Origin of the sequence: Hyphomicrobium sp., from assembly GCF_035572195.1 — a bacterium.
Classification (GTDB): domain Bacteria; phylum Pseudomonadota; class Alphaproteobacteria; order Rhizobiales; family Hyphomicrobiaceae; genus Hyphomicrobium_B.
In genome coordinates, this window is the sequence record NZ_DATNBA010000115.1 from 1 (window position 1) to 10,799 (window position 10,799).

14 protein-coding genes are annotated in these 10,799 nt (G+C 61.4%); 7 read left to right on the forward strand and 7 right to left on the reverse strand.

Annotated elements, in window-relative coordinates:
* Window positions 1–19 precede the first annotated feature (19 nt).
* From VN623_RS09520 to VN623_RS09530, 3 genes are read left to right on the forward strand one after another with little or no spacing between them, the layout of a single operon-like run.
* The gene (locus VN623_RS09520) at window positions 20–2,410 is read left to right on the forward strand and encodes a transglycosylase domain-containing protein (RefSeq protein WP_414653195.1); all 2,391 of its coding nucleotides are present in this window, start codon (window positions 20–22) and stop codon (window positions 2,408–2,410) included.
* A gap of 13 nt (window positions 2,411–2,423) precedes the next feature.
* Window positions 2,424–3,080 carry a DUF1214 domain-containing protein gene (locus VN623_RS09525; RefSeq protein ID WP_325570452.1) on the forward strand — a complete coding sequence of 219 codons (657 nt, stop codon included), beginning with the start codon at window positions 2,424–2,426 and terminating at the stop codon, window positions 3,078–3,080.
* Window positions 3,077–3,649 carry a hypothetical protein gene (locus VN623_RS09530; RefSeq protein WP_325570454.1) on the forward strand — a complete coding sequence of 191 codons (573 nt, stop codon included), beginning with the start codon at window positions 3,077–3,079 and terminating at the stop codon, window positions 3,647–3,649. The genes VN623_RS09525 and VN623_RS09530 overlap by 4 nt, the downstream gene beginning before the upstream one ends.
* A 40-nt stretch (window positions 3,650–3,689) precedes the next feature.
* Here VN623_RS09530 and VN623_RS09535 read toward each other — a convergent pair whose 3' ends face one another.
* The 3 genes from VN623_RS09535 to VN623_RS09545 form a co-directional block, all read right to left on the reverse strand.
* A complete protein-coding gene (locus VN623_RS09535; protein ID WP_325570456.1) occupies window positions 3,690–3,881 on the reverse strand; it encodes a hypothetical protein in 192 nt (63 codons plus the stop codon).
* A 171-nt stretch (window positions 3,882–4,052) separates the two neighbouring features.
* Entirely contained in the window at window positions 4,053–4,397 is a 345-nt protein-coding gene (locus tag VN623_RS09540; RefSeq protein WP_325570458.1) for a DUF1491 family protein, read from the reverse strand.
* Between the two features lie 77 nt (window positions 4,398–4,474).
* Entirely contained in the window at window positions 4,475–5,191 is a 717-nt protein-coding gene (locus VN623_RS09545; RefSeq protein ID WP_325570460.1) for a peptidoglycan-binding domain-containing protein, read from the reverse strand.
* Window positions 5,192–5,453: 262 nt separating this feature from the next.
* Here VN623_RS09545 and VN623_RS09550 point away from each other — a divergent pair, with 262 nt between their 5' ends.
* Both VN623_RS09550 and VN623_RS09555 read left to right on the forward strand, forming a co-directional pair.
* Window positions 5,454–5,819, forward strand: a complete 366-nt coding sequence (locus tag VN623_RS09550; protein ID WP_325570462.1) for a DUF5330 domain-containing protein — start codon at window positions 5,454–5,456, stop codon at window positions 5,817–5,819.
* Between the two features lie 87 nt (window positions 5,820–5,906).
* Window positions 5,907–6,338 (forward strand): SufE family protein, encoded by a 432-nt coding sequence (locus VN623_RS09555; RefSeq protein ID WP_325570464.1) that lies wholly within the window; start codon window positions 5,907–5,909, stop codon window positions 6,336–6,338.
* Here the strand turns inward: VN623_RS09555 and VN623_RS09560 are convergent, their stop codons facing one another.
* Both VN623_RS09560 and VN623_RS09565 read right to left on the reverse strand, forming a co-directional pair.
* Entirely contained in the window at window positions 6,339–6,923 is a 585-nt protein-coding gene (locus VN623_RS09560; protein ID WP_325570466.1) for a DUF6456 domain-containing protein, read from the reverse strand. It lies immediately after the preceding gene.
* Between the two features lie 25 nt (window positions 6,924–6,948).
* Complete coding sequence (locus tag VN623_RS09565) at window positions 6,949–7,353, reverse strand: helix-turn-helix domain-containing protein (protein ID WP_325570468.1); 405 nt, start codon at window positions 7,351–7,353, stop codon at window positions 6,949–6,951.
* Window positions 7,354–7,583: 230 nt separating this feature from the next.
* On the opposite strand from VN623_RS09565, the gene VN623_RS09570 reads away from it, so the two are divergent.
* Window positions 7,584–7,925 (forward strand): hypothetical protein, encoded by a 342-nt coding sequence (locus VN623_RS09570; protein ID WP_325570470.1) that lies wholly within the window; start codon window positions 7,584–7,586, stop codon window positions 7,923–7,925.
* Between the two features lie 53 nt (window positions 7,926–7,978).
* Here the strand turns inward: VN623_RS09570 and VN623_RS09575 are convergent, their stop codons facing one another.
* Window positions 7,979–8,443 carry a DUF6790 family protein gene (locus VN623_RS09575; RefSeq protein WP_325570472.1) on the reverse strand — a complete coding sequence of 155 codons (465 nt, stop codon included), beginning with the start codon at window positions 8,441–8,443 and terminating at the stop codon, window positions 7,979–7,981.
* 61 nt (window positions 8,444–8,504) lie between these two features.
* The gene (locus tag VN623_RS09580; RefSeq protein WP_325570474.1) at window positions 8,505–8,912 is read right to left on the reverse strand and encodes a MucR family transcriptional regulator; all 408 of its coding nucleotides are present in this window, start codon (window positions 8,910–8,912) and stop codon (window positions 8,505–8,507) included.
* Window positions 8,913–9,267: 355 nt separating this feature from the next.
* On the opposite strand from VN623_RS09580, the gene VN623_RS09585 reads away from it, so the two are divergent.
* Window positions 9,268–10,799, forward strand: a 1,532-nt coding sequence (locus VN623_RS09585) for a S9 family peptidase (RefSeq protein ID WP_325570476.1), incomplete at its 3' end; no start/stop codon positions are given.

A 10,799-nucleotide genomic window follows, 5' to 3' on the forward strand; every position in this document is an offset into this window, starting at 1 on the left:
CAAGGGGTGGACGGCGCGCTTGAACGACTGGTTCTTCAGACAAGGCGGTCGGCACCGCTTCATCGACTGGCTAGGGATTGATTCCAAGATCAATTCCGCGCTCGGTGAAAGCTGGTCGCGCGTCAAGGACTACTGGAACGCGGGCTCTAGCTATTTTGCGCGCTTTCAGCTGGTCGGGTGGCGCCGGCTTCTGAACGAGTTCGGGTCGGAAAGCTTCACGATGCTGTTTGGCGGCTTCGTCGTTCTATACGGCCTCGCCCTACCCGCATTTCAGGAATTCGACGAGAGCAAATTCCAGACCGGCAAGTATGCGGTGACGCTGCTCGACGTGAACGGCAACGTCATCGGCAAGCGGGGTATCCTGCACAACGACGCCGTACCGCTCGACGAAATTCCGGACTTTCTGATCAAGGCGACGCTGGCAACGGAAGACCGCCGCTTCTTCGAACACTACGGCATCGACGTCCTCGGTACGATGCGCGCCTTGTTGACCAACGTGCAGGCCAACGAGGTCGTGCAGGGCGGGTCGACGATAACGCAGCAGCTGGCGAAAAACCTGTTCCTTTCCTCCGAGCGGTCGCTGCAGCGAAAGGTCAAAGAGCTGTTTCTCGCCTTCCTGCTCGAGAGCCGCTACTCAAAACGGGAAATCCTGAAACTCTACTTCGATCGCGCCTACATGGGCGGCGGCGCTTTCGGCGTCGAAGCGGCTTCGCAGTATTACTTCGGCAAATCGGTACGCGACATCAACATGGCCGAGGCCGCGATGCTGGCCGGCCTGTTCAAAGCGCCGACGAAATATTCCCCACTCGTCGATCTCGCCGCATCGCGGGCCCGCACCTATCAAGTTCTGGATAACCTTGTCGACGCCGGTTACTACACGGCCGGTCAGGTGCACGCGGCAAGGATGAACCCGGCGCGCATCGTCGAGAACCGGGCGCCGAACAGTCCCGACTGGTTCCTCGACTGGGCCTATGAAGAAGTCCAGCGCCTCGCCGAGGGCAAGGGCCAGTTTGTCCTGACGGCCCGCACGACTGTCGATCTGACGCTGCAACGTCAAGCCGATGAGGCGCTCAACGCCGCGCTCAAACGCAACGGCAGGCCGGATCATTTCAACTCCGGCGCCATCGTCGTCATGGAAACCGACGGCAAGGTCCGCGCCATAGTCGGCGGCCCCGACTACGGCGAAAGCCAGTTCAACCGCGCCACGCACGCAAAGCGCCAGCCCGGTTCGTCGTTCAAGGTCTACGTCTATGCCACCGCCATGGAGAACGGCTACACGCCCGAAACGATCGTGCGCGATGGCTCACGCTCATGCGGAAACTGGTCGCCGTCGAACTACGGTGGCGGCGGCGGATCGGGCGCACGCATGCCGCTTTGGTCGGCACTCGCCAGATCGCTGAATACGGTCGCGACGGAACTGTCGTTCGCGGTCGGGCGCGACAAGGTCATCGAGATGACCAAGCGGCTCGGCATCGAAGGCGTCAAGAAGACCTGCTCGATGGCGCTCGGCGATGGCGGTATCACCGTTCTGGAACATACCGGCGGCTTCGCGACCTTCGCCAACGCCGGCAAGCTGGCCCGGCCTTATGGGATACTCGACATCACGACTTCGAGGGGCGACTTGCTCTATTCGCGCGAACGCGATGAGCCGCCGCCGCGGCAAGTCCTCAGCCGCCACGTCGCGGAAGAGATGAACACGATGTTGAATCGCGTGGTGACCGAAGGCACCGCCGGAGCCGCCCAGTTGGACTTCACCAATGTTGCCGGCAAGACCGGCACATCGACCGGTCCGAAGGACGTGTGGTTCGTTGGCTTTACGGGCAAATACGTCGCCGGCGTCTGGCTCGGCAACGACGACAACCATCCGATGCGCGCCGGCGTCACGGGGGGGCATCAGGCGGCGCCGGTCTGGCACGACCTGATGACCGTCGCGCATACTGACATGAACATTCCGACCATTCCGGGTTTGGCTCCGCATCCTCGCCAGATCGAGGAACAGCAACGCCTCGCCGAAGTGAAGGCGGCGCAGGTTGCAGCGGGAATTGACACGGAGGCTTCCGAGGCTGCGGCAAAATCGGAAAAGCTGATGCCGGAGAAAACGCGCGAAGCCCTGAAGACGCTGACGGCGGCGCTGCGCAAGGCAAGCGGCGGCGGCGATGTCACGCCTGCAACACCAGCTTTGATGACGTCACCGTCAACTCAGCCGCCGCAGTCACCGCCGGCAAGATCGAATACTCCTGGGGCGCCGGACGACACACCGAAACCAGCACGCGAGCGCACTCCCGGCAAAGCCGATCGCCGCGCGACGCTCTTCGATATGTCGAAGGACGACCTTTCAACACCGGCCACAGCACCGTTGCCGGTGCCGCCGGAAGCCCCCGTCCCTCGTCCCGGCAACGGGCCGCAATAGGAGGCGCGCGAGCGTGGCGTCGATCGAGATCGGGAGCTATGAGCCTCCTTCGGACACGAACCTGGCCCGCAGCGTGGCCCGCATACTGTTGCGCGCCGTCGGTCTCACCATGACGATCGCGGTTGCAGTGGCGGTCGGCATATGGTCCAGCCAGTTCATGGTGTCGCGCGGCTCGCTGCTTTCAACCGACTCGTATGGGCCGTGGGAGCACTGGCGCAATCTGGGCCGCGATTTCGCCGACCCGTACACGAAGGCGCACATTGCGAACAGCGGCAAGCTCAGGATCGCATCGAACAGTGCCGGTGTCTTCGAAGCCCGCACGGACAATCTGGGTGCGCGCCTGCATTCATCGTGCAACTACGTCATCGAAGGCTCGAACATGTCGGGCATGTGGTGGAGCCTCGCGGTGTTTGACGCGCGCGGCCGCCTTATCGCCAACGACGCCAATCGCTACACCTTCACGGCCGATACCGTGGCGCCCAATCCGAATGGATCATTTATCGTCACACTCGGCCGCGACGCCCGACCCGGCAACTGGCTGCCGACGAGCGGTGCGGGACGTCTGGTGCTCGTCCTCACGATCCTCGACCCATCGACGGGCCTTTCGGACGAAGCGCGCGCCGAACGCAACAAGATGCTGCCCATCATACGCCGCGAGGGCTGCTCATGAACTTGAAATCCTTCTTCGAGCGCATCGACTGGCGGCTGATGATGATCTTCATCCTGGTCGCGGCCATCGTGCACGTCGTCGAAACATTCCTGGCGGTAAATGATCAGCGCAATGCCGCCTACGCGCGGTTGGCGCGAGAGCTGCCGCACAACACGATGACGGTCGTAAATCCTGTCTCGCCGGAGCACCAAGTGCTGCCGTATCTGGCGCCCGACGCACGCTATGCCTTCTGCCCGTTTGAAACCGCGAACTCGGCGATGCACGTTCGCGCTCTTCTTCCCGACCTCGGCTGGACGATAGGGATCTACGCGCCCGATGGCTCAGGCATCTATTTTGCGGCCGCTTCGGCCGATCGCGAAACGACGATCGATCTTTCGATCATACCATCAGACGATCGCTTTCTGGGATTGCCGGCTCAGACGCCCGGCCGGCCCGGAACCGACAACGAACAGACCATCGCGGCGCCCAAGGGCCTGATCGTCGTTCGCGCTCCCGACAAGGGGGCGCCATACCGGGCGCAAGAGGATGCCATTTTGGCGAAAGCGACGTGCGCCTCGGGACGGACTTGAGTTCGAGCCACCATTCGAGCGGGGCCGCGCTCCGGCGTATTCAGCCTTGGAGTTCGAGGGTGTCGCGCCGGCGCTTGCTTTTCTTCGGCTTTGCCTTGGCCTTCTCGACCGGACGTTCGTAGCGCACACCAGGAAAGAGGACGATTTCGGCCAAATTGCCTGATCGGTGCGGTGCCCGCGTAGAGGCTGGCTTTCGTCGCGGCACGCCGCGGAATTCCAAAATTATTGCCATGCGTGTCCCCCCAAAGCGAGGTTCGCTCAAAAAAAAATCGTCCCTAAGCAATGGGGCTGGCTTCGAATATGTCGGGCCTGCCAGAATCATCGCATCAGCCGATTACAGTCGCGGAGTGATTAACGGACTGTGACCGTGATGCGCGAGTTGCGGGTCAGAGTTGCCGGGCCGCTACTCCATCAGTTCGTCGCCGAGAAAGTGCCGGCCGTCACGGTCTTCGATTTCGACGATCCAGACGTCGCTGTCGAACCGCGCCTCACGTTCAAGCAGCTTCTCAGCGTCTTGATCCGATACGAATGCTCCGGCGAAGCCCATCACCCAGCGCCGGTCGAAATCGGCATGCTCCAGACCGGCGGGCGCCGGCGAAAAGATCGCGACTTGCATGTCCTCCCGCACGACCTTGATGAAAATCGCTCCCGCGTCGTCATCGCCGTGGCGTGCCACCACGCCACTCGCACCCGCGACGGCGCAGCGGCGCAGATAGGCTTTGACCCAGATTTCCGACTTGAGGCGCATGCCGCCCGGTCTCCCAACGTGCGCTCTTGTCAGCTTTTGGCGAGCAGCTCTCTTTAACAGCAAGCTCTGCCGCCACCCTAGCGCGACGTTGTCCGTGCGACGTTGTTGCGGCGCGACTTCGATCCGTTCTGAAGGCGGATCAGGCGACTCATGATCGGACCCGAGATGCGGCCGCTTTCCTTCAGCTTCTGATCCTTTTCAAATTCGCGGATGGCACGTGCGAATTCCGGCGTCAGGGCCGCATCCGCCGCACCGGTTTTGTAGCCGAGGGCCGAGAGTTGCTGCTTCACCGTTATGACCAGAGCCTCGCCGTCGGCGGTGGTCCGTTTGCCGGTCCGGGCGCTGGTTGGCGTCAACGACGAACTTCCGAGCACGATCTGGCTGAGCAGCGAATCGCTCGGCTTGCCGGTTAGGACCAGGTCGTTGTCGTACTCGTAGGCAAAAATCGCCGCCCGCGTCACGAGCCCGGCGACGCCGTCGGGTTGGCCGGCCTCGTAGCCGCGCGAATTGAGCTCGCGCTGGATACCGCGCGTAATTTCGGCCGAGCTAATATTTCCCACGTCGTTCGACGGGCCCTGGGCAATGGGCACCGGCGGCTGCGCGGCGACGGGTACCGTAACCGCCGAACCGAGATTGAGACCCGGGCCGTCGACCCATGCCGTCCTGGCACCGAGCCCGCCGGTTTCAATGATGCTGCCCTGACCTTTGTCCTGAAAGGCGATCATGTTCGCAGCGACGCTGATGGTCACGAGCAGCGAAGCGACGCCGGCAAGCTTGCGGTCCCGTTCGGTCATCTGTTGGCTGCCCTGTCGCGGCGTTTGATCGGTAGCGGCGAGTATCGCGGGCAGCCGTTAAGGTCTTCTTAACCGTCGCTCGACGAGCCACTGCCAAATGCTGCGTATTTGATGAAAATGCATTTCAAATTCGCAACAAACTCTGTTCGAATTGCATTGCCGATACTGGCGAAGTTTTGAATTTGGCCTGTTATCACATGGTCTGAGAATTGCTCTCACTGTTCCCGCGCCGGCCGGTGCGGACTGTCGTTAGGGGCGAAAAATGGGTTTGTTGCGTATCGCCACGATCATCGCTGTCGGAATTGCCGTGCTGCCGTCGGACCGCGACCAGCAGCAGCGCCTTTACGACCGCGCCGGAGCCACCGCTGAATGGGTAGTGACCTTCTGCGACCGTAACGGTCCGACGTGCGCCAAGGGGGCGGAGTTGTGGTCGCAATTCGTCGCCAAGGCCGAATTCGGCGCCAAGCTCGCCTACGACACGATGCGCGAGGGGCAGACCTCGAAGGATGCGTCGGTAGAACCGCCTTACTCGCCTGCCTCTCTTGAGCGCGACAGCGGGACGTTGACGCCTCAAGACAAAAGGCCGGCCTGGCGGGGCAACAAGCCCAAGAACAAGGGCAGCATCTGACGGCGACCATCGGCGGCCTTGCCCTTTTGGCCCCTGCACACCTATGTTCAGGTAGCGCCCAAAGCTTAGGCGCGCTTGGAATTTCCAATGACGATTGACGACATCCGCGCCGATTTCGCGCTCCTCGATGATTGGGAGGATCGCTACCGCTATGTCATCGAGCTTGGTCGCGCGTTGCCTCCGTTTCCGGAAGACCTGCGCACCGACGCAAACAAGGTCCGCGGCTGCGCCAGCCAAGTGTGGCTTGCAACGGAACGCGTCGCGGGGCCGGGGAACCCGCAACGCAAAGACCGCATGAGGATGCAAGGCACGAGCGACGCCCACATAGTGCAGGGACTGATCGCGTTGCTGTTCATCATCTACGAAGGCAAGACTTTGGAGGAGATCACGGCGGCCGACGCCGAGGGCATTTTCTCCGAGTTCGGCCTGAGCGAGCATCTGACGCAGCAGCGTTCGAATGGTCTTGCCTCAATGGTGAAGCGCATTCGATCGGACGCCCAGGCGATGCTTGCTGCCTGATCAGACTGTGTCGGGCGCGATTTGCGGGCGATAGTCACCCGTCCCCCAATGGCGGATGCGCACGGGCCTATCATTCAAATATTCCGCATCGGCCCGTGCACCGGCGATGCCATAATGGCGAGCCAGTTGTCCGAGCGCGATGCGCAGGATGACCTTGCCGGAACGCTGTGGCCAGCCACTTGCCTTCTCGCTGGCTTCGAGGCCCTTCAAATGGCAGCAGACATCGATCAGGACTCCGGCGAGGTCGGGGCCAACGGCTGACAGGGCACGCCGGACGCGCTCGCGCGCCGCAACGACGGAGTCCCGCACATCGGGGCCTAGGTCCGGAGAGCCTCTCTGACTACTACCGGCGCTCAAAAACATCGACCAGTTGGCAGTGACGCGCGGCGTCATTTGCGCAAACCAGAAATCGGCCCTGAGCTTTTCACCGGCATCGAATTCGGCATTCGACAACATCGGGCGGCCATCCTTGTCCTTGCGCCGCGCCAGCCAGGCAAGTGGGCTTTCGGTAAGATCGCGTTCGGGTTCGCGCGGAGTTGCCGCCCCGGAGCGCGCGTGCGCCCGGTTCGATCTGCATTCTTTCATCTGATTTGTCCTCAGCGTTGCCGGCTCAGTGTGTCCGACACTGCATATCGGGGCGCATCACGAGTGTCGGCAGCGCCCATCCCAAGAGATCCATCGCGCGATCGAACATCGGATCGTCGCGGCGGTATTCGACTTTCAAACATCCATGCGCGACGGTCGTGCGGTCGCGACCGAACATGGCGCCGACTTCGGTCAACGACATACCGCAGGAGACATGCGCGAGGTACATCGCAACCTGACGTGCCGACGCGATGTTCCTGACGCCGCGGGTGCCGCGCCACAGGGCTCCGGCCTCGATAGCGAAGACGTTGGAGATGGCAAAGTCGATGGCCAACCGTGCCTGCTGGAAGCGCTGCGATTCAACGCTGTCGGAAAACGCGGACGTGCGGCGGCGCGTTTTCAAGGCAAAGGCGTGAGAGATTTGTAACATCCATCTACCCCGTGGATCTTGATGACTCTTTTGCGGCTACGGCGAAATTGAACCGCCACCGGCACAAACTCGTAGAAGTTCGGCGTCTGCCGTTCTCGCGATGTGGCGAAGGATAAGGCCGCCCCGAGCCGCGGGGATAAGTTTTTTCGCACGCATCTTCGTTCACCCTACCCGCAATTTTACGTCGCAAACTTATCCCCGGTCACCGTCGTGCCATCACAATCGATCGCATGCGGGACAGCGTTTCGATACGAAACATCACGGCGCAGCCGATGCGCTCCGCCTCGTGGCTTCGCAAGTCAGGGGCCAATCCAGCCGGCGACGTCACGCGGTTCCTGCCGCTCTGGCCGCAAGAGCTTAGCGATCGAAGTTGCGAAGGTCGGAAAAGGTTGATCTCCGTCATCGAGCGCGCACTCCGCGAGGAACGGCAACGCGGTCGCGCCGGCGATTGGGCCTATGATCTTGCGCGCCATGCGGCGCTCTACCGGATGCTCAAACAGGAACGCGCCGCGCTGATTGAACTCGACACGAAACAAAAGACGGGCCGGCTGACGGTGAACAACAAATCATGACGAAACTGGCTGTGCTGGTTTCGAACTGCGCCTAGTAACAGTGCGGATGTTCGCTAAGCCGACACTGCCGATACGGCGTAAGTGGCAAGGACCAGAAATGCGAACAGATCGCTGATCATCGCGATATTTTCGTTCGCCGTTTTGCCGCCATTCAGCAGATGCCGGATGCCCGCAATGCCATAAAAAATTCCTGCGATGATCGCGACCGGCAGGACGAAGCTCGGTTTGGCCAGCGAAGCGACCCCGACAAATCCCGTGGCAAAATTTGCCGCGCCCAATTCCTGCACGAACGGCAACGGGTCATCGCTTTCCATTCCGAAAATGCCTTCGGAAGTGAAGCGCGGCCGGAAGAATTGCGAGAGCCCGGCAAGCAACAATCTGACGCCCGCACTCCAGAACACGAACCACTTTCCCACCAGCTCCATAAGTGGGGCGGAACTCTGAAGATAGGAATGCCCTGCGTAGATCGACGCCGCAGGAAGGATCAACATCAACAGAAGGACGCTTGCGCGATACATGGCGGGGCCTTGCGTCTTCGCTCTGAGCTTCCGTCTGAGCAGATCGCCGCCGATAGACGCTCTAGCGGTCGCGGCGCGTGCCAAGCCCCATCTTCTTGGCGAGCTGCGAGCGGGCGCTGGCGTAATTCGGCGCCACCATCGGATAGTCGGGCGGCAGGCCCCACTTGTCGCGGTATTCTTCCGGTGAAAGGTTGTAGTGCGTCCGCAAGTGACGCTTCAGCGATTTGAACTTCTTGCCGTCTTCGAGACAGATGAGAAAGTCGGGCATCACCGATTTCTTGATGGCAATCTTCGGTTTTGCCTCTTCGCGTTCCTGCGGAACCGCCCGGCCCGCGGCGCGGCTCAACGCGGCGTGCGTTTCAGCGATCAGGCCTGGAAGTTCCGTCGATGAAATCGAATTGTTGCTGACGTAGGCCGCGACGATCGTTGCGGTGATCGTCACGAGCTCAGGTGAGGCCGAACTGTCCATCCGTTTGTCTTCCGCTTCCTCTACGGCCGCCGAATTCACCACCGAATTCAGTTCCCGCGTACTCTCTCGATTTAGTGGAATATCGTGCACCTAAACCTATGACTTAAAGCGACGTTGCGTCCCAGAGCTGGCGATCAACTGAGCCTCCATTTGCGAAATCTTTGACTACAGTATCCATCCATTGTCAATCTGGCGCCTTCCCTAGATGACGACATCACTAATTCTTGTAACGCCGCCGGCTCCATTATGGCGTTACTCGGAACGCGCTGTTGCGTTGACGCAATCTGCGCAGCGGTGAAGAAAGCTTGTCCGGCTCGCCGCCGTGCCGCCCCTGATGTGAGAAATCGAAAAGTCCATGACCACTGCCAAGACCGCGACTTCAAAACTCGACACCGTTGATCCAACTCTGCCGCCCATCGCGCGGCGCCTGCCCAGCACCGCCACGCATCATGGTGTTGCGGTTACCGATGACTATGGCTGGCTCAGAGCCGCGAACTGGCAGGAGGTGATGCGCGAGCCATCGTTGCTCGACACCGAGATCAGAGCCTACCTCGAAGCCGAAAACGCCTATACGGCCGCCTTGCTCGCCGATACCGAGGCGCTGCAGGAGACGTTGTTTCAGGAGATGAAGGCGCGGCTGAAAGAGGATGACCGGCAAGTGCCGCATCCGCACGGGCCCTATGAATACTTCCCGCGCTTCGTTCGCGGGGGACAATACGCGCAACTCTGCCGTATGCCACGCGGCGGCTCGGCCGACGAGGCACAAGTGCTACTCGACGGCAACGCCGAAGCGGCGGGCAAAGTCTACTGGGACCTCGGGGCAACAGCACATACGCCGGACCACAAGCTGCTAGCCTACGCGACCGACGACAAAGGCTCGGAACTCTACACGATCCGTATTCGCGATCTCGAGACGGGCACGGATCTCGTGGATGAAATTCCGGAAACCAGCGGCGGCCTCGAATGGGCGCGAGACGGTAAGACGCTGTTTTATGTCAAGGTCGATGCGCACCATCGCCCGCTATACGTTTATCGCCACGTTATCGGAACGCCGGAGAGCTACGATCAACTCGTCTACGAAGAAAAGGATACCGGGTTCTACGTCGGCCTCAGCTCCACGCAGTCCGAAAAATTCATCGTCGTCGATATCCACGATCACGAGACGAGCGAAGCGCATCTGATTGACGCCGACAAGCCGGAGACGCCGCCGCGTCTCGTCGTGGCGCGCCACAAAGGTCATCAATATTCGATCGAGCACCACGGCGAACATCTCGTCATCGCCACGAATTCGGAAGCCGCCGAGGACTTTCGCATCGTGCAAGCGCCGGTCGATGCGCCAGGCGTCGAAAACTGGCGCGAGATCGTGCCGCACAGACCGGGCCGGCTGATCATCGACGTTGCCGTCTTCGAGGGTTACATGGCGCGTCTCGAGCGCGAAGACAGCCTGCCGCGCATCGTCATCACGCCGCTGCGCCAAGTCGCTGACGCAGCCTCGAGCATTCTCGATCTCAGCGGCGAGCACACGATCCGCTTTGAAGAGGAAGCCTACGCGCTCGGCATGAGCTCGGGCTATGAATTCGATACCAGCCGCATCCGCTTCGTCTATTCGTCAATGACGACGCCAGCCGAGACCTACGACTACGACATGGCGACGCGCGAGCGCACACTCCGGAAACGTCAGGAAGTGCCGAGCGGCCATAACCCCGCCGACTACGTGACGCGCCGTCTTTTTGCGCCGGCGCCCGACGGCGAGCTCGTGCCGATAACGCTTCTCTACAAGAAGACGACGCCGCTCGACGGCACGGCGCCGGTTTTCCTCTACGGCTACGGCGCCTACGGCATCGCCATGCCGGCGGCATTCTCGACCGGCCGGCTGTCGCTCGTCGA